General features: G+C 39.1%; 14 protein-coding genes and 2 riboswitches. Of the genes, 9 read left to right on the forward strand and 5 right to left on the reverse strand.

Annotated elements, in window-relative coordinates; translation table 11 throughout:
• Nucleotides 1–30 precede the first annotated feature (30 nt).
• From LJY09_RS06355 to LJY09_RS06365, 3 genes are all read right to left on the reverse strand, one after another.
• A complete protein-coding gene (locus tag LJY09_RS06355) occupies nucleotides 31–828 on the reverse strand; it encodes an HAD family hydrolase (RefSeq protein ID WP_155010290.1) in 798 nt (265 codons plus the stop codon).
• A gap of 377 nt (nucleotides 829–1,205) precedes the next feature.
• Nucleotides 1,206–4,649 (reverse strand): methionine synthase, encoded by a 3,444-nt coding sequence (gene metH / locus LJY09_RS06360; protein WP_098112874.1) that lies wholly within the window; start codon nucleotides 4,647–4,649, stop codon nucleotides 1,206–1,208.
• Nucleotides 4,650–6,488, reverse strand: a complete 1,839-nt coding sequence (locus LJY09_RS06365) for a bifunctional homocysteine S-methyltransferase/methylenetetrahydrofolate reductase (protein ID WP_047751399.1) — start codon at nucleotides 6,486–6,488, stop codon at nucleotides 4,650–4,652. It abuts the gene before it with no gap.
• A 107-nt stretch (nucleotides 6,489–6,595) separates the two neighbouring features.
• A riboswitch (SAM riboswitch) is annotated at nucleotides 6,596–6,702 on the reverse strand.
• Nucleotides 6,703–7,034: 332 nt separating this feature from the next.
• Here LJY09_RS06365 and LJY09_RS06370 point away from each other — a divergent pair.
• The 9 genes from LJY09_RS06370 to ptsP all read left to right on the forward strand — a co-directional run bounded on the left by LJY09_RS06370 (nucleotide 7,035) and on the right by ptsP (nucleotide 17,601).
• Nucleotides 7,035–8,069 (forward strand): YkvI family membrane protein, encoded by a 1,035-nt coding sequence (locus LJY09_RS06370; RefSeq protein ID WP_223546455.1) that lies wholly within the window; start codon nucleotides 7,035–7,037, stop codon nucleotides 8,067–8,069.
• 107 nt (nucleotides 8,070–8,176) lie between these two features.
• Nucleotides 8,177–8,327, forward strand: a riboswitch (FMN riboswitch).
• Nucleotides 8,328–8,605: 278 nt separating this feature from the next.
• Complete coding sequence (gene ribE / locus LJY09_RS06375; protein WP_028414136.1) at nucleotides 8,606–9,265, forward strand: riboflavin synthase; 660 nt, start codon at nucleotides 8,606–8,608, stop codon at nucleotides 9,263–9,265.
• 16 nt (nucleotides 9,266–9,281) lie between these two features.
• The gene (locus LJY09_RS06380) at nucleotides 9,282–10,475 is read left to right on the forward strand and encodes a bifunctional 3,4-dihydroxy-2-butanone-4-phosphate synthase/GTP cyclohydrolase II (protein ID WP_098112894.1); all 1,194 of its coding nucleotides are present in this window, start codon (nucleotides 9,282–9,284) and stop codon (nucleotides 10,473–10,475) included.
• A gap of 89 nt (nucleotides 10,476–10,564) precedes the next feature.
• Nucleotides 10,565–11,035 carry a 6,7-dimethyl-8-ribityllumazine synthase gene (gene ribE, locus LJY09_RS06385; protein ID WP_013056007.1) on the forward strand — a complete coding sequence of 157 codons (471 nt, stop codon included), beginning with the start codon at nucleotides 10,565–10,567 and terminating at the stop codon, nucleotides 11,033–11,035.
• A gap of 382 nt (nucleotides 11,036–11,417) precedes the next feature.
• Nucleotides 11,418–12,290, forward strand: a complete 873-nt coding sequence (locus LJY09_RS06390) for a hypothetical protein (protein ID WP_098112875.1) — start codon at nucleotides 11,418–11,420, stop codon at nucleotides 12,288–12,290.
• Nucleotides 12,291–12,421: 131 nt separating this feature from the next.
• The gene (gene glcT / locus LJY09_RS06395; protein WP_013056009.1) at nucleotides 12,422–13,270 is read left to right on the forward strand and encodes a glucose PTS transporter transcription antiterminator GlcT; all 849 of its coding nucleotides are present in this window, start codon (nucleotides 12,422–12,424) and stop codon (nucleotides 13,268–13,270) included.
• 270 nt (nucleotides 13,271–13,540) lie between these two features.
• Entirely contained in the window at nucleotides 13,541–15,595 is a 2,055-nt protein-coding gene (gene ptsG / locus LJY09_RS06400) for a glucose-specific PTS transporter subunit IIBC (RefSeq protein ID WP_028414132.1), read from the forward strand.
• Nucleotides 15,596–15,613: 18 nt separating this feature from the next.
• Nucleotides 15,614–15,880 carry a phosphocarrier protein HPr gene (locus tag LJY09_RS06405; RefSeq protein ID WP_013056011.1) on the forward strand — a complete coding sequence of 89 codons (267 nt, stop codon included), beginning with the start codon at nucleotides 15,614–15,616 and terminating at the stop codon, nucleotides 15,878–15,880.
• Complete coding sequence (ptsP, locus tag LJY09_RS06410; protein WP_013082261.1) at nucleotides 15,880–17,601, forward strand: phosphoenolpyruvate--protein phosphotransferase; 1,722 nt, start codon at nucleotides 15,880–15,882, stop codon at nucleotides 17,599–17,601. Before LJY09_RS06405 ends, ptsP begins: the two co-directional genes overlap by 1 nt.
• Before the next feature lie 40 nt (nucleotides 17,602–17,641).
• Here ptsP and LJY09_RS06415 read toward each other — a convergent pair whose 3' ends face one another.
• Nucleotides 17,642–18,328 carry an LrgB family protein gene (locus tag LJY09_RS06415; protein WP_155010288.1) on the reverse strand — a complete coding sequence of 229 codons (687 nt, stop codon included), beginning with the start codon at nucleotides 18,326–18,328 and terminating at the stop codon, nucleotides 17,642–17,644.
• Nucleotides 18,325–18,693, reverse strand: a complete 369-nt coding sequence (locus LJY09_RS06420; RefSeq protein ID WP_014461029.1) for a CidA/LrgA family holin-like protein — start codon at nucleotides 18,691–18,693, stop codon at nucleotides 18,325–18,327. The genes LJY09_RS06415 and LJY09_RS06420 overlap by 4 nt, the downstream gene beginning before the upstream one ends.
• Nucleotides 18,694–18,723: the final 30 nt, after the last annotated feature.

Consider the following 18,723-nt stretch of genomic DNA (forward strand, 5'->3'; position numbering starts at 1 on the left):
AGCGGTCAATTTAAACGTTGACCGCTTTTTTTAGATTGTTTGCTTATTTTTTTCTAAAACAATACGCGCTGCTTCACTAACAGATGACACAACAGCAGAGGCATAGCGCTGAACAGCTTCAGGAGCTGTAGCCATAGCGAAACTGTTCGGTGTTAATTGAAACATAGGAATATCATTAAATGAATCCCCCACACATGCAATTTCCTCTGGTTTTAGCTGAAGATGATTTAATAAAATTTCAATGGCATTTCCTTTGCTGATATGTTTAGGCATAATATCCAAACACTGCTTGGCAGAAATATATGTATCAATATAATCACCAAACTCTTCGTTCACTTCTTTTTGCAGAGCTACCATTTCATCATGATCTCCAAGAACCGTGATTTTAGATGGAGAAAGAGCGTGACCAAATGAATCTGTCATTTCAATTTGTTCTTCGATAGGGAAAAACATGTGAGTTTCAATTGCTTCAATAATTTCATTTCGCTGCTCTACATAATTCGTGTCGTTTGAACAGACAAGCGTAATACGGTTAGGATCTATCGTTTTTTTATAAAGTTGAACCGCTAAATCATCTTCAAACACTTTTCCATGAAGTTCTTGATTTTCTTTGGTCCACACAAATCCTCCGTTTTGGCTAATGCGATGAAATGTATTATTAATATCAGTAGAAATCTTTAAAATTTCCGTATCCATTCGTCCAGAAGCAAGACAAACCTCTACTCCTTGGCGCTGAAGTTCACTAAGTGCGTCTGCATTATGCTGTTCTACGTATTTTTCTTCGTGTAAAAGAGTTCCATCTAAGTCGCTTACAAATAATTTAATCATCTCTTGAAAATTCCTTTCCCTAAAAAAATTACCTTGATAAGAGTGTTACAAATTTATTACATTCCTTATTCTATCAGTGTTTCCCAAGAAACTCATAAAAAAAGCTCAAACCGGCGGTGAATTCAAAGAGATTAAGACATAACTACATCACTTTTTTTCGCAGGAGTCTTCGCCTTGCCCTCTAATCAACAGCTAGAAACAGCTACATGAAATCTAGTTCACCATCATAATGAAAACAATCCGAACGGAGTTGATTCTCAATTAAGAATTAACTCCGTTCGAATTTTTCTTCAACTAAAATCCATTTGTCGCAGCCTTTTTTTTAGGTTTGTTCACTGTAAAAAAACAGCCGCGGTCTAAAAGACCGCAGCCATGTTTTACAATACGTTAAAATATTTCGCTTCAGGATGTGCAAAAACAAGGGCTGTAACAGAAGCTTCTGGTTCCATCATGAAACCGTCTGTTAACTGAATGCCGATGTCTTCAGGTTTAATTAATTTAAACAGTTTTGCTTGGTCTTCAAGGTCTGGACATGCGGGATATCCGAATGAAAAACGCTGACCTTGGTATTTGGCTGAAAAACGCTCCGCCATTGTAAAGTCAGGCGAATCGGGGAATCCCCAGCGGTCACGAATTTGCTGATGAACACGTTCTGCTAATCCTTCAGCTAGTTCAAGCGCAAGAGCTTGGAACACGTGACTCTTTAAAAACTCGCCGTTTTCTTTGAATTTCGCCGCGCGTTCGCGAATGCCTGTTCCTGCTGTTACAGAGAAGAAACATACATAGTCCATCTCTTTTTCTTTAGGCTTTGCAAAATCAGATAAGCACAGGAACTGTCCTTTTGCTTGTCGAGGGAAGGTAAAGCGTTCAATTTCTGTTTTTTCATCAGCAGGATCATAAATAATTAAATCATTTCCGTCTGCTTGAGCAGGGAAGAACTGATAAATAACCGCTGGTTTAATTAAGTTTTCTTTTAGTGCCAGTTCGAGAAGGTCATCAACGGTTTCTTTTAATTGAACAGCACGCTCGTCTTTTTCAGCAAGCAGCTTATTCACTTTTCCTTTTAGTCCTAAGTGATGGCCTAAAAGCATCTGCCAGTTAATATACGGAAGAACCTGTGCCAAATCGTAGTGTTTGACAACGTGGCGCTTTAAATCAGCCGGTACAAAAACAGGAACATCCGTTGAAATGGCGGATCTTTCTAAAACAGCCGTAGCTGCTTGAGCGGTTTGAGGCTGGCGTTCTCGAACCGTTACTTTCTTTTCTTGACGCGTTTTTAAATCTGCTAAAAGCTGAATAACTTCTTCTTTGTTCTGCAGCTTATTTGCTAACGCTAATCCGTCCATCGCATCTTTGGCGTAGAGGACGGCACCTTCATATTCCGGGGCAATTTTAAAGTCAGTAAATTTACGGGAAAGGGCAGCGCCTCCTACCATAATTGGAACATCAATGCTTGATTGCGTTAAATCTTGTGCAGTTAAAACCATTTGCTGAGCAGATTTTACTAAAAGACCTGACAGGCCAATGATGTCTGGCTTTTCGTCTTTTACTGCTTCAATCAGCTGCTGCGGCGTTACTTTAATTCCTAAATCAATGACTTTAAAACCATTGTTGCTTAAAATGATGTCTACTAAGTTTTTACCGATATCGTGCACGTCGCCTTTAACCGTTGCAAGAATCACTTTTCCTTTTCCAGAATCATTTTCAGTTGCTTCCATATGAGGTTCTAAAAAGGCAACGGATGCTTTCATAACTTCCGCACTTTGAAGCACTTCTGCTACAATCAGCTGGTTGTCATTAAACAAACGTCCGACTTCCGCCATCCCCTTCATAAGCGGTCCGTTAATAATATCTAACGGATCATCATATTGAGCTAAAGCCTGTTCTAAATCAGGAAGCAATCCTTCTTTTGTACCTTCGACAATATACATTGCCAATCGTTCTTCAAGTGTTAACGTAGAAATTTCTACTTTTGCTTCTTTCTTTTTATCACGATAAAAGTCTGTAAACGTGCTTAGCGTTTCATCAGTTGTGTTAAATAATAACGCATTAGCAAGCTCAATTTCAGCTTCTGGAATAGAAGCATAGCGCTCTAATTTTTCTGTATTAACAATGGCATAATCGAGTCCAGCCTGCGTACAGTGATAAAGGTAAACCGCATTTAGTACTTCACGTCCGACTGGAGGAAGACCGAATGACACGTTACTTACGCCAAGAATGGTCAGGCAATCAGGCAGGGCTTCTTTAATCATTTTAATTCCCTTAACTGTTTCTTCAGCAGAACCAATATATTGTTCATCACCAGTCCCTACAGGAAACACAAGAGGGTCAAAAATAATATCTTTTGGATTAAAGCCATGTTTTTTAACAAGCAAATCATGTGAGCGTTTAGCAATCTCTACTTTTCTTTCTGCAGTAACGGCCATGCCTGTTTCATCGATTGTACCGACAACCAGAGCTGCACCGAATTTTTTTACTAGCGGCAAGATTGCATCAAAACGCTCTTCACCATCTTCTAAGTTAATGGAGTTGATAATGACCTTACCTTGCGAGTACGTTAAAGCTTTTTCAATAACTTTCTCGTCAGTTGAATCGATTACAAGAGGAACCTTCACTTTTTTTACAACTTCTTGAATAAATTCCTCCATGTCTTCCATTTCTTCACGGTCTGGATCTGCTAAGCAAATATCAATAACGTGAGCACCATTTTTAACTTGAGCACGCGCAATTTCAGATGCTTCTTCAATTTTTCCTTCCGCAATCAGACGCTTGAACTTGCGAGAACCGATTACATTCGTACGTTCTCCCACAAAAAGAGGGCGCATAGAATCGTCATATACAAGCGGTTCAATACCGGTTACAGCATGATTATGCTCGGAGCGATCAAGCGAACGAGGCGCAACCTCTTTTACTGCTTCAGCAAGTGCTTTAATATGAGCAGGCGTTGTACCACAGCATCCGCCTACAAAGTTCAGCCAGCCTTTATCAGCAAATCCTTTAATTTTTTGAGCCAGCAGCTCAGGGGACTCATGATAATTGCCTTCTTCATCCGGAAGTCCAGCGTTTGGATAACAGCTAACAGCTGAAGTGGCTAGGTCTGAAAGAGAGCGAATATGATCCGTCATAAATTCAGGACCTGTCGCGCAGTTAAGTCCGACTGAAAGAGGCTTCATGTGTTCCAGTGATAAGTAAAAAGATTCGATATCTTGACCAGCGAGAGTTGTTCCCATTGGCTCAATCGTTCCTGAAATCATAATTGGAACTTCTATTTTCAGTTTTTCAAACGCCGCTGTAATGCCTAAAAACGCAGCTTTTACGTTCAGCATGTCTTGACAGGTTTCGACTAGAAGTAAGTCAACGCCGCCGTCTAACAAACCCCGAGCTTGCTCTTCGTACGATTCTACTAACTCAGGGAATGTAATACCTCCCGTAACAGAGAGAGTTTTAGTGGTAGGACCGATAGCTCCAGCTACGAACCTAGGCCATTCGGGAGTTGAATATTTATCGCGGGCTGCACAAGCAAGCTTCACAGCTTCGATATTCAATTCATACGCCAAGTGGCCTAAATCGTATTCATCAAGTACGGTAGATGTTGAGCCAAACGTATTGGTTTCAATGATGTCAGCACCCGCTGCAAAGTACTCTTCATGAATGCGCTGAATCACATGAGGCGCTGTTCGGGTCAAATATTCGTTGCAGCCTTCATATTCTTCGCCGCCAAAATCTTCAGCGGTTAAATCAGCATCTTGAATCATCGTTCCCATTGCTCCATCGATGACGAGTATTCGCTTCTTTAGTTGTTGTTCGATAAGTGAGCTCATTTATATCTTCCTTTCTGATGTAACGAGTTGCTTGTCATGAATATAGCGTGTTAGAATTTCGGTCATTTCATAGCGCATAAACGGCGTAATTAAGTAAATACCGTCAAATAGCTCATATGCTGTATCAATTAAGTTTTTTGCAATCGCAAGGCCTTCGACTTCACCGCGAATCCGGTCATTTCCCGTTGCGTCCATACGTTCTAGAATATCTTCTGATAATTTAATTCCAGGTACTTCATGGTGAATAAATCGAGCATTTCTTGCGCTTGTTAACGGCATGATCCCGATGTATACCGGTGTTGTTAAATGTTTGGTTGCTTCATATACCTCTTCAATTTGCTTAGTTGAATAGAGAGGCTGAGTAATGAAATAGTGAGCCCCGCAGTCGATTTTCTTTTCCAAGCGCTGAACGGCTCGGTCTAAGTGACGCACGTTTGGGTTAAAGGCAGCTGCAATGGAAAAATTGGTTTTTTGACCAAGCGGTTTGCCGGAATAAGATAGTCCTTCATTAAACTGAGCGATTAAACTAATCAAGTCAAATGAAGATAAATCATAAACCGAAGTGGCGCCAGGGAAATCGCCAACTTTTGACGGATCACCGGTAATTGCAAGCACTTGATTCATTCCTAGCGTATGAAGTCCCATTAAATGAGATTGAAGTCCAATTAAATTTCGGTCGCGACAGGTAATATGAATAAGCGGTCGTGCTTTTGTTTCTTGTTGCATCAGTGTTGCCATTGCCAAGTTGCTGATGCGAGGTGAGGCAAGAGAATTATCAGCTAATGTAATAGCATCTACGCCGACTTTATCAAGTGCTTTTGCGCCTTCTAAAAATTTCGTCGGACCAAGCTGTTTAGGCGGATCCAGCTCGACGATAACCGAGCGGCGCTTCTTCACAATTTCGTGCATATGAGGTTTATCCTGCTGCTCACGCTCTTGAACCGTAACGGCTGGTCTCATTTTAACGACTTTGCTTGTAATCGGAGGCAGGTCTTTTAAGGCAGACGACATGGCGCGTACGTGAGCTGGTGTTGTACCGCAGCATCCTCCAATTAAGCGAACCCCTTGTTCGCGGAATAAACGCGCGCTTTCTACAAAGTAGTCTTCATTCGTTTCATATTCCAGCTTGCCTTCCACATACGCCGGAAGGCTGGCATTAGGGTAAGCAGATAAGAAAGCACGATCAGGAAGCGGTACTTCTTCAAGAGACTGAATCATATGATAAGGACCTAAACGGCAGTTTAGCCCGACAACATCTGCTCCCAAGTCTTCTAATTCTTTTAATGCATCTGCTAAAGGACGCCCATCTTGCAGTACGCCAATATCATGCAGGGAAACGTGGGTAATAATAGGCTTATCCGTTTCTTTTCTTGCTAGTGTAAGAACGGTCTTTAATTCTTCGAAATCATAGTATGTTTCAAATAAAAGGCCATCCACGCCTTCATTTAAAAGCCAAAACATTTGTTCACGAATGCTTCGCTTAACCTCTTCTAAGCTAATAGCATTTTTTTGGAAAGAACGAATTCCGCCGAGTGTACCAACCACGTAAGCCTGATCGTTTGCAGCTTGTTTCGCTAATTTTACACCAGCAACATTGATGTCTTTGACTGAATCTTCTAATCCATAACGGGCAAGTTTTTGATAATTAGCAGCGTACGTATTTGTTTGAATAACGTTTGCACCAGCTTCTACATAGGCTCTGTGAATACGAGAAACCTCTTCTGGTTTGGTGATGTTTAGTTCTTCAAAACAGCTGTCAATACCGTGTGAGTAAAGGAGGGTACCAGTGGCACCATCCCCAATTAAAATTTTAGACTTTAAATCTTCAAGTAACCCCATGTCAAAACCTCCTTAAATTGTTCCGCTTCTATTTCACGAGTGATTCGTTTTATGCAATATGCCGATAAAATAGAAAAAGTCTTCTTAAGAAGAAGACTTTTTTCGCCTTCTTATCTTCCAAGCAATAAATTGCTTGCTGGATTTAGCACCATGTCTCTAACGACTGGTTGCTGAGGTTTCAAAGGGCCAGTCCCTCCACCTCTCATGATAAGAATCAATTGTATATAATTGAAACATATTTTTTTAAATAGAAAGAATACTTATTTAATAATTTATCTGATTTTTAGAAATTATACAACAGTAAATTGTGAATTTCCAGCAAATATTGAGGAAAATTTAAAAGCTAAAGGGAAAATATCCGTATATTTTGTTTGAAAACTGCCGTTATGTTAAGGGATAAAGGGTTTTCATGAAAAAAACAAGAAGGAAATAAAAAAACGAAAAAGGAACAGCACCGGGTGAGGCGAGGATTTACATATAAAAGGCTCGTCTTTTTTTAACCGTTTCTACATATAGTGAACTATGAAGGGTAGAAGGGTGATGGGCATGAAAAGGTGGAAACTCACGCTGCAGGTTGCTGCTACGTATGTAGGCACCGTTGTAGGAGCCGGTTTTGCAACAGGCAAGGAAATTGTTCAATTTTTTACACAGTACGGGGAACTTGGAATGGTTGGAATTTTGGTCAGCGGCTTGTTTTTTATTTGGCTAGGTTCGAAAATGATGCTGCTTTCGCACGCAATTGGGGCTTCTTCTTATCAGCAGCTTAATACATATTTATTTGGTGATGTACTTGGAAAAGCGGTAAACGGTGTAATGATCGTCATTTTATTTGGAGTAACTTCAGTCATGCTAGCGAGTACGGGGGCAATAGGAAAAGAACAGTTCGGGCTGTGGCCTCCTGTTGGGATGATTTGTACAATTGTTTTAACTTATATATTTATCGCAAGAGGAATTAACGGTATTTTAATGGTTAATTCTCTTGTTGTGCCGATGATGCTTTCATTTGCTTTTATCATCTTTGTGCCAAATGTCAGCTATTTCTCACTGATTCAAACGAAGCCAGACTTAACGCTCGTCACACAGTGGAAGTGGGCGGTTAGTCCCTTTTTATATATTTCCCTAAATCTAGCTTTGGCTCAGGCCGTTTTAGTTCCATTAGGAAGCTCCGTGAAAGATAAGAGCGTGATCAAAAAAGGGGCCGTAATAGGAGGATGTGTACTTACGTTTATGCTTGTTTCTACTCATCTTGCCCTTTCCAATTTGCCTTATTCATTTCAACTTGATATTCCTATGAGTGCCGTTGTTAAAAATATCTCAGCGTGGGTGAATGTTTTATTTACGGTAGTTGTGTTAGGTGAGATTTTTACTACATTGATTGGAAATGTATTTGGAATCGCTAAACAGCTTCAATCATTTCTTCCCCTGAATGACAAACAAGCTTTTGCGTTTATTATCTTGGCATGCTTTATTATCGGGCAATTTGGATATGCTCAGCTTCTTGAGTTTTTGTATCCGATATTTGGCTATATTGGACTAGCTTTTGTATGGATGCTATGTATTAAAAAAGAAAAAATAAGCTAAAAGCTGGATTTTGAAGAGCAGATGTGAAAAAACGAAGTTAAATGATGTGACAAGTCGATTTTACTTTGCTATAATGTAAAACAAATAAGACTCTAGCAGTCGAATATATTATCCTTCGGGGTCGGGTGTAAGTCCCAACCGGCGGTGATAAAGCATATGCTTTTAAGCCCGTGACCCGTTTTCATACGATGTATGTTAGCGGTGGATCTAGTTAAAATCTAGAGCCGACAGTAAAAGTCTGGATGGGAGAAGGATCAGGAAGCACAGTTGTTTTTTTGTGTTGTATTAATAAGGGACAGGTTTGCCTTTTTTAAAGCTACCCTTGTTTTTGTACACAAATTATAACTGTTTATTTCGTATACAATTAGCGGAATTTTGCATAGATAAAACTGATTCAGCTCAGCCGACCCCTTGGACATTTGTTCAAGGGGCTTTTTTATTTTCAGTGGTTGGGGGAAAGATAAATATTAAAAAAAAGCAGCTGCTATTTCAAAAAGGCATAAGAAGTTGGAATAGCGCCAAAGCAGGTGAAGAAAATGTTCACAGGTATTATTGAAGAAATTGGAAAAATAAAACGGATTCAAAAGGCTACAGAAGCAATTGTTCTTACGATTGATGCGAAGACCGTGTTAGAAGATGTGAACTTAGGGGACAGCATTTCAGTTAACGGCGTTTGTTTAACCGTAACGGCTTACTCTCAAAATGAATTTACGGTCGACGTCATGCCGGAGACGATTAAAGCAAGTACCCTGCAGCTTCTAACCGTTGGATCACGTGTTAACTTAGAACGGGCGATGGCTGCAAATGGCCGCTTTGGAGGGCATTTCGTCAGCGGACACGTTGATGGAATTGGAACCATTGTAAGCAAAACACGTAAAGGAAATGCCTTTTATTATGAAATTCAAGTGGATCCTGAACTTCGTGAATTTATGATGTTAAAAGGATCTGTTTCTGTAGACGGAACAAGTCTTACTATTTTTGATGTCAGCAACCAATCATTTACTATTTCTCTTATTCCTCATACGGTACTTCACACAGTCGTGGGAGACAAACAGCGAGGAGACAAGGTGAATATTGAATGTGATATGTTAGCTAAATATATGCATCAGATGATGGCTAACAAGTCAACTCCTGGCGCCTCGAATCGGTCAGGTAATATGAAGGATTTATTGCAGCAGCATGGTTTTACAAATTAACAGTGAGGTGAAAGAGATGTTTCATAAAGTAGAAGAAGCCATTGAAGAGTTAAAAAAGGGAAAAGTGGTTATTGTATGCGACGATGAAGATCGAGAAAATGAAGGAGATTTTATTGCATTAGCCGAAAAAACGACGCCTGAGGTTATTAACTTTATGGCTACTCATGGAAGAGGATTAATTTGTACACCTGTTAATGAAGAAATTGCGCATAAATTGAATCTTCACCCGATGGTAGTGAACAATACGGATGTACATGGAACAGCATTTACAGTAAGTATTGATCATATTTCAAGTACAACAGGTATCAGTGCGTACGAACGTTCTGCTACCGTTATGGCTCTTGTAAATGAAGCAACGGTAGCAAGTGATTTTCAACGACCAGGACACATTTTTCCGTTGATTGCAAAAGACGGGGGCGTTCTGCAGCGTGCGGGTCATACAGAGGCCGCTGTTGATTTAGCCGTGTTAGCAGGAGGAAAGCCTGCGGGTGTTATTTGTGAAATCATGAATGAAGATGGAACAATGGCACGCGTACCGGATTTAACAAAGATTTCAGAGCAATTTGATTTAAAAATGATTACAATAAAAGATTTGATTGCCTACCGCCGCAAACATGACCAGCTGATTAGCCGTGAAGTAGAAGTAAGCTTACCTACGGCATTTGGTGATTTTAAGGCTGTAGGATATACAAATAAACTTGATAATAAAGAACATGTGGCTCTTATCAAGGGTGATATCGATCATAATAGCCCCGTTCTCGTGCGGGTTCACTCCGAGTGCTTGACTGGAGATGTGTTTGGCTCTGAGCGCTGTGACTGCGGTCCTCAGCTTCACGCAGCTCTTACGCAAATTGAAGAAGAAGGACGCGGCATTCTGCTGTATATGCGTCAAGAGGGCAGAGGTATTGGCTTATTAAATAAGCTAAGAGCATATAAGCTGCAGGAAGAAGGATACGATACCGTAGAAGCGAATGAAAAACTCGGGTTTGCTGCGGATTTACGAGAGTATGGAATCGGTGCTCAAATCTTAAAGGACCTTGGAGTCAAACAAATGAAGCTTTTAACGAACAATCCTCGCAAAATTACTGGGCTAAAAGGCTACGACCTTGAAGTGGTAGAGAGAGTGCCTCTTCAAATGCCGGCAGTGGATGCCAATAAAAAATACTTAGATACCAAAGCTAAAAAACTAGGTCATTTATTACATTTATAAGTTTACACTTTTTTTCGTTATAACAAATGAAGCTAATTCATGAAAAGAAATGTAAATAACTATATTACTACTAGCAGGAGGAACAAGAGATGAATCATTTATATGAAGGAAATTTAGTTGGCACAGGATTAAAAATCGGAATCGTGGTAGGGCGTTTTAATGAATTTATTACAGGGCGTTTACTTAGTGGAGCAGAAGATGCGCTTAAACGTCACGGCGTAGCTGATGAAGATGTAGATGTGGCTTGGGTACCGGGCGCTTATGAAATTCCATTAATCGCTAAAAAATTAGCTGAATCTAAAAAATATGACGCGGTTATTACACTAGGAACGGTTATTCGAGGAGCTACTCCACACTTTGATTTTGTATGTAATGAAGTAGCAAAAGGCGTTGCATCTCAAAGCTTACAAACAGGCGTACCAATTATCTTTGGTGTATTAACAACTGAAACAATTGAGCAAGCAATTGAACGTGCAGGAACAAAAGCAGGAAACAAAGGATGGGAAGCTGCAGCATCAGCTATCGAAATGGCTAACCTTTCAAAAATGATTGAAGGATAATAGAGGACGTTCCAATTTTTGTAAGTTAAAGAGTTAAAAGAGGCTGAAACAAAAGTATGGTAGTTGAAAGAAGATCCGAACGATGAATCGTTCGGATTTTTTCATGGTTAGGGTTACATTACAACGTAGGTTTCCTGTATGTAGGCTTCTAACTGTTGAGTGGAGAGCAGGGCGAAGGCTCCTGTAGGGAAAGCGAAGCCTTGCAGGGAAATCACCTGCAGTGCAGCAAGCCATCCATACTATCTCATGTATCCGATTTGTTCGCCTTTAGATTGGATTGATGTAGTATGTCTCAATCTCTTTTGAATAGAAGCTAGCTATGTATAATTTGGCTAAAACGTCTTACTCTAAGTAATAATTAGGTCGTAAAAGGGAGACGTCTATGCCTCATTATACTGCTTTTTTTGCATTGATTATTATCAGCACAGCCGTTTTGCTTACAGTATTCATACGTAAAAAAGATAAAAAGCTAGTCGTTTTGCTTTTTTTTATCATTGGAATGGCTTATGTACTAGAGTATGTTGTATTTGTGTTGTTTGAAAGTTACGAGTACGATCCTGATTTTATGACCAATGAATATTTTGATAATTTGTTTGGGTCCTTAACTTCTCAAACGTTTGCTTTTCCAATCATGGCTATGGTGGTAGCTGCTTATCAATTAAAATTTCGCTATATTTTAATCATTTCGGCTATGTTTATGGGGATTGAAGAATTATTTTTACACTGGGATATTTATACACATCACTGGTGGAAAACAATTTATACAGGCGTTTTAATGACTATAGGCTTTAGTATTTCAAAGATTTGGTATGTATGGCTAACAGAACGGTATATGACATTTGTACATTACGCTACATTTTTTCTGGGAATGCTCGCCATTACTTCTACTATTATGTTTCTGCTGTTAGCATATTTTCATAACAATTGGTTTTATACAGGATGGTTTGCGTCGGCTACTCATGATTCCGTAAATGCAACGATAATTTACGTTTGTATTGTTACGATTCTCCTCGTTTGGAGTGTAGCTAAAGAATTTTTTGTGGGAGCTGGAATGATTATAGCAGGGCTGCGTATAGTAGATATTTTACTAATTCACTATGGGATTTTACTGGTATCTATTACCACTTCACTTGTTCTTTTTACGCTTTTACAAGCAGGTATATTCATTCTGAGCGTTATGCTTCAACATTTTATTATGAAAAATTGTTATGGGACGAGTAAAAAAGACGTTGCGTTTCCAGCGAAGAACTACTAAGATAATACGTAACTCAAATAGTTTAGTTCAATAATATTTGAAACAAAGAAAAATGAATTGACGGTTATGCGTATTATTTGTAAGATAGGAAAGCAAATAATAGAAAGCCGAAACAGGGGAGTGAAGGATTCGTGAAAGAGTCCTTTTTTGTAGAAAAGGTACTTAATAATAATGTATTAATTGCTAAACACCTTACCTATGATGAAGTTGTGCTAATTGGGAAAGGAATAGGGTTCAACAAGAAAAAAGGCGATGAAATCGATGCAAAAGCTGTGGAAAAAATGTTTTTGCTAAAGAGTGAAGAAGAGCAAGAACAGTACAAGCAGCTTTTAGCTCAGGTGGATGAAGATGTAATTGAAATGATGAATGATATTGTAACGCATATTCAAAAACGCGTTAATATCCCTTTGAATGAGCATATACACATTTCATTGACAGATCATATCGCCTTTGCGATAAAACGTTTTCAGCAGGGGATGGGTCTTAAAAATCCATTTTTACTTGAAACAAAAGCCTTATATCCAGAGGAATATACGATCGCATCTGAAGTGGTAGAGATCATTAGTCGTAAAATAGGCGTGCAGCTTCCGGTAGGAGAGATTGGTTTTATCGCGCTTCATATCCATAGTGCGCTGACTGAAAAAAACCTGTTAGAAGTGAATCAAGACTCGCAGCTTATTCAAACGATTATTAATGTGATTGAAGAATCGCTTCATCTGCAGGTAGACAAAGAATCTGTACACTATATGAGATTGATTCGTCATTTGCATTTTGCCATTGATCGAGTAAAAACAGGAGAAAAAATAGAAGAGCCAAAAAAAATTGCTTTGCTATTGAAAGAAGAATATCCTCTGTGTTACAATGTGTCTTGGAAAGTGATAAAAGTAATGCAGCAAGCGTTACATTTACCTGTGTATGAAGCAGAAGCAGTTTACTTAACGATGCATTTGCAGCGACTTATAACAAAAACGGATTTATAAAATCATTTCAATACGTGTTACTGATACGATCAGGCATGAGTGAGAAATGAAGCGATGTGTAATTGGATGAGTGTATCCATTTGTCGTTTCTTTTTCCTCATGCTTTTTTTTGTTATAAGAAAGCGCAATCATTGAAGACTTCGCCTCATAACACCGGGAAATGTAATGAGTTTTCTAGTTAAAGAAAGCGTTTTATGAAAGCGCGTTAATGATTCACGTATCAAATAAATAGCTTGTTGCACACTAAATATATAAAAGGAGGTAAGCGCCATGTTTAAAAAACTTTTTGGAGTATTACAAAAAGTCGGAAAAGCGCTTATGCTACCGGTTGCGATTTTACCGGCAGCAGGGATTTTACTTGGAGTAGGGACAGCGCTTCAAAACCCTACATTGTTGGATGCAGTACCAGCACTTGGTGCAGACTGGGTTCAATTAGTTTCAAATGTTTTGTCGCAGGCGGGTCAAATCGTATTTGACAACTTATCGCTATTGTTTGCCGTTGGTGTTGCCGTTGGTTTAGCCGGTGGTGACGGTGTAGCAGGTATTGCTGCAATCGTAGGTTACTTAATTATGAACAAAACGATGAGCACAATCTTAGTTGCTACAGGACAACTAGATCCTGACAAAATGGGTGCCAATCCAGCTTACACTAGCATCTTAGGAATTCCTACGTTAGCTACGGGTGTATTCGGGGGTATCATAGTAGGTATCTTAGCTTCATCCATGTATAATCGTTATTTCAATATTGAATTACCATCTTACTTAGGTTTCTTTGCAGGAAAACGATTTGTACCAATTATTACTGGGGTATTTTCAATTCTTTTAGGTGTTATTATGATTTTCATTTGGCCGCCAATTCAAAGCGGATTAAATGCTTTCTCTACTAACATGATTGATGCAAACCCAACTTTATCAGCGTTTGTATTTGGATTAATTGAACGTTCATTAATTCCATTTGGACTTCATCACATCTTCTACTCTCCGTTCTGGTTTGAGTTTGGTGATTATGTCAATAAAGCAGGTCAACATATTCACGGTGACCAAAAGATTTTCTTTGCTCAATTAGCAGATGGCGTGCCTTTAACAGCAGGAACATTCCAAGTTGGTAAATTCCCGTTCATGATGTTCGGATTGCCAGCAGCCGCTCTTGCGATTTATCACGAAGCGCGTCCTGAAAACAAAAAATATGTAGCTGGTATCATGGGTTCAGCTGCTTTAACATCTTTCTTAACGGGTATTACAGAGCCGCTTGAGTTCTCATTCTTATTCGTAGCACCAGTATTATTTGCAATTCACGCAGTATTTGCTGGTTTGTCGTTTATGGTTATGCAATTATTAAATGTTAAAATCGGTATGACATTCTCAGGTGGGGTTATCGATTACGTTCTATTTGGAGTTATGCAAAACCGCACAGCATGGTGGCTAGTTATTCCAGTAGGTTTAGTTCTAGCAGTTATCTACTACTTCGGTTTCCGCTTTGCAATCCGTAAATTTAACTTAAAAACACCGGGTCGTGAAGATAAAGAAGAAGGAGAAGAAGATGTAAAAGTAGAAGCAGCAGAGCTTCCGACAAATATTTTGGCTGCACTTGGCGGTAAAGAAAACATTACACATTTAGATGCTTGTATTACGCGTCTACGTGTTTCAGTAGATGATGTGGGTAACGTTGATAAAAACCGTTTGAAAAAACTTGGAGCAGCTGGTGTTCTTGAAGTTGGTAACAATATTCAAGCTATTTTCGGTCCGAAATCTGACACGTTAAAAGGTCAAATTCAAGACATTATGAATGGCAAAACGCCGGTTGTCACAAAAGAAGAGACAAAAACAATTGAAAAACCTGTTGCAACATCTGAAGTAGGAAGCGATAATGGTAATGATATTGTTTCACCGATTGAGGGAGAATTGGTACCTTTATCGGAAGTACCAGATCAGGTATTTTCACAAAAATTAATGGGTGACGGTTTTGCGATTATTCCGAAAACAGGCACAGTAGTTGCACCAGTGGACGGAAAAATAGTAAACTTATTCCCGACGAAACATGCTTTAGGTATTGAATCAACGACTGGACGTGAAATTTTAATTCACGTTGGTATTGATACAGTTAATTTAAAAGGCGAAGGTTTTGAAGCTTTAGTTGCCCAAGGCGATGAAGTGAAAAAAGGACAGCCTCTATTGAAAATTGATTTAGACTTTGTAAAAGAAAATGCGCCATCGACGATTACGCCGATCATTTTCACGAATTTACAAGCTGATGAAAAAATTGATATCTTAAAGCAGGGCCAAGTTTCTCAACAAGAAGCAAATATTATTAACATTTCAAAGTAAAAAGGAGATTGATTTAACATGGCACAAAAAACATTTACAGTAACAGCAGACTCAGGAATTCACGCACGTCCAGCAACAACTTTAGTACAAGCAGCAAGCAAATTTGATTCTGACATCAACTTAGAATTCAACGGTAAAACTGTAAACTTAAAATCAATCATGGGCGTTATGTCTTTAGGTATTCAAAAAGGCGCTACAATCACTATCTCTGCAGAAGGTTCTGACGAAGCAGATGCACTTGCTGCTCTTGAAGATACAATGAGCAAAGAAGGATTAGGCGAATAATGACAAAGGAAATTCAAGGCATTGCCGCTTCTAGCGGCATTGCTATTGCTAAAGCATTTCGTCTAGAAAATCCAGAATTAACCGTTGAAAAAAAATCAGTAACTGAAGTTGAAGCAGAAGTAGCACGTCTAGAAGCTGCGCTAGAAAAATCAAAATCAGAACTTGAAATTATTAGAGAGCACGCTCGTAAAGAACTTGGAGATGACAAAGCAGAAATCTTTGAAGCTCACTTATTAGTTCTAAGCGATCCTGAACTTATTAATCCAATTAAAGATAAAATTACGAATGAAAATGTAAACGCTGAACATGCACTTGATGAAGTAGCGGCAATGTTTATTAATATGTTTGAGTCAATGGACAATGAATATATGAAAGAACGTGCTGCTGATATCCGTGACGTAACAAAACGTGTATTAGCTCATCTTTTAGGTGTAAACGTTTCAAATCCAAGCTTAATCTCAGAAGAAGTTGTCATTATCGCAGAAGATTTAACGCCGTCTGATACAGCACAGTTAAATCGTAAGTTCGTAAAAGGATTTACAACAGATATTGGCGGACGTACTTCTCACTCAGCAATTATGGCGCGTTCAATGGAAATCCCAGCTGTTGTAGGTACAAAAACAGTTATGGAAGACATTCAAAACGGCGTATTAGTAATTGTTGATGGTTTAGATGGCGAAGTTATCGTTGATCCAAGCGAAGAAACAGTAAAAGCTTACGAGAAAAAAGCCGCTGAGTATGCAGAACAAAAAGCTGAGTGGGCTAAGCTTGTAAATGAAAAAACGGTTTCAGCTGATGATCATCACGTTGAACTTGCAGCTAACATTGGTACACCAGAAGATGTAAAAGGCGTATTAGAAAACGGCGGCGAAGGCGTTGGCCTTTATCGTACAGAATTCTTATATATGGGCCGCGAAGATCTTCCGACGGAAGAAGAGCAGTTTACTTCTTATAAAACAGTTCTTGAACGTATGGAAGGCAAACCAGTGGTTGTTCGTACTCTTGATATTGGTGGAGACAAAGAGCTTCCTTATTTAAATCTACCAAAAGAAATGAACCCATTCTTAGGATTCCGTGCCATTCGCTTATGTCTAGAGATGCAAGACATGTTCCGTACACAGCTTCGTGCGCTTCTACGTGCAAGCGTATACGGTAATCTGAAAATTATGTTTCCTATGATCGCTACTGTTGATGAGTTCCGTCAAGCAAAAGCTATTCTTTTAGAAGAAAAAGCTAAACTTCAACAAGAAGGCGTACAAGTTTCGGAAGACATCGAAGTCGGGATGATGGTAGAGATTCCTTCTTCAGCGGTAATAGCAGATTTATTTGCTAAAGAAGTAGATTTCTTCTCTATCGGAACAAACGATTTAATTCAATACACGCTTGCTGCTGACCGCATGAATGAGCGCGTGTCTTATTTATACCAACCGTATAACCCAGCGATTCTTCGCTTAGTGAATATGGTAATCAAAGCGGCTCACAAAGAAGGTAAGTGGGTAGGCATGTGCGGAGAGATGGCAGGAGATGAGATTGCCATTCCAATTCTTTTAGGCTTAGGCTTAGATGAATTCTCAATGAGTGCAACATCTATTCTGAAAGCTCGTTCTCAAATCCGTCAATTATCAAAAGCTGATATCGAACCTCATTTAGATACAATTCTATCAATGTCTTCTACGGAAGAAGTTATTGAGTTCGTAAAATCAACTTTTCATATTGGATAATAAAAAGGTGTGATCATATATGATCACACCTTTTTATCTTTTAAGCGAAAATAGTAGGCAGAAGCATATTCGCAAACAGCATTGTAAGAAGTGCTGCTACGATCATGCCAAGGCTAGAAAAAGTACCTTCAATTTTTCCAAATTCAAAAGCTCTTGCTGTACCTGTCCCATGAGAAGCTACGCCTAAAAGAAGACCTCTTGCTAGAGAAGAGTGCAGTGCGAGGAGCTTAATGAGTTTTGGAGCGACCATACATCCCACTACACCGGTTATAATCACAAACATAATGGTAATATTCGGATCTCCTCCTAGCGTCTGAGATACATTAACAGCAATAGGAATCGTAACCGATCTTGGAATCAAGCTATGAACCAGCGTTGATTGTAAATGAAACACTAATGCTAACAGCATGGAAGATATCATGGCAGCAAACGTGCCGAGCCCTACGCTTAAGCTGATTTCAACACGATGTTTTTTGAGTAAATCAAAATACTTAAACATAGGAACAGCAAAAGCAACGGTTGCTGGTCCAAGCATAAAGCTAATAGCACTGGCACCTTGCTTATAATGATTATAAGAGCCATTCGTTACTAATAAGATGCCAATTAAAAGAATGGGGGCTAGTAAAATAGGGGAAACTAGCATAGACTTATATTTTTTATAGAGCACTTTTGTGCCGACATAGACGAGCAGTGTAAGCGGAAGAGCAATCCATGTGAGTAATGTCATTTTAGCGAACCTTCCTTTCTTCTTGAAATATGTTCTGCAATGATTCCCGTTACAGACATCACAATAATCGTACTGATTGTGATAATAATCACAATCTGGATTCCAAAATGCATCAAGACATCTCCATAATTGATGAGTCCAACGACGGCTGGTATGAAAAATAATAATAGTTCTCCCACTAACAGTGTTCCACCTTGTTCAACCCAGCTTAATTTAATTACTTTAAAGTACAGTAAGAAAAACAGTAAGAAAAATCCGATGATACTACCTGGCACTGGGAGGTCAAACCACTGTGAAATACTTTCTCCTATTAAAAACAGAGCCGTTAGTAATAAAATCTGTAAAATCACCATAATCAATTTCATGATTAGCCTCCTTTATTTATGTTTTTATTC

The organism is Priestia sp. J2 (genome assembly GCF_020790095.1).
Taxonomy (GTDB): domain Bacteria; phylum Bacillota; class Bacilli; order Bacillales; family Bacillaceae_H; genus Priestia; species Priestia zanthoxyli.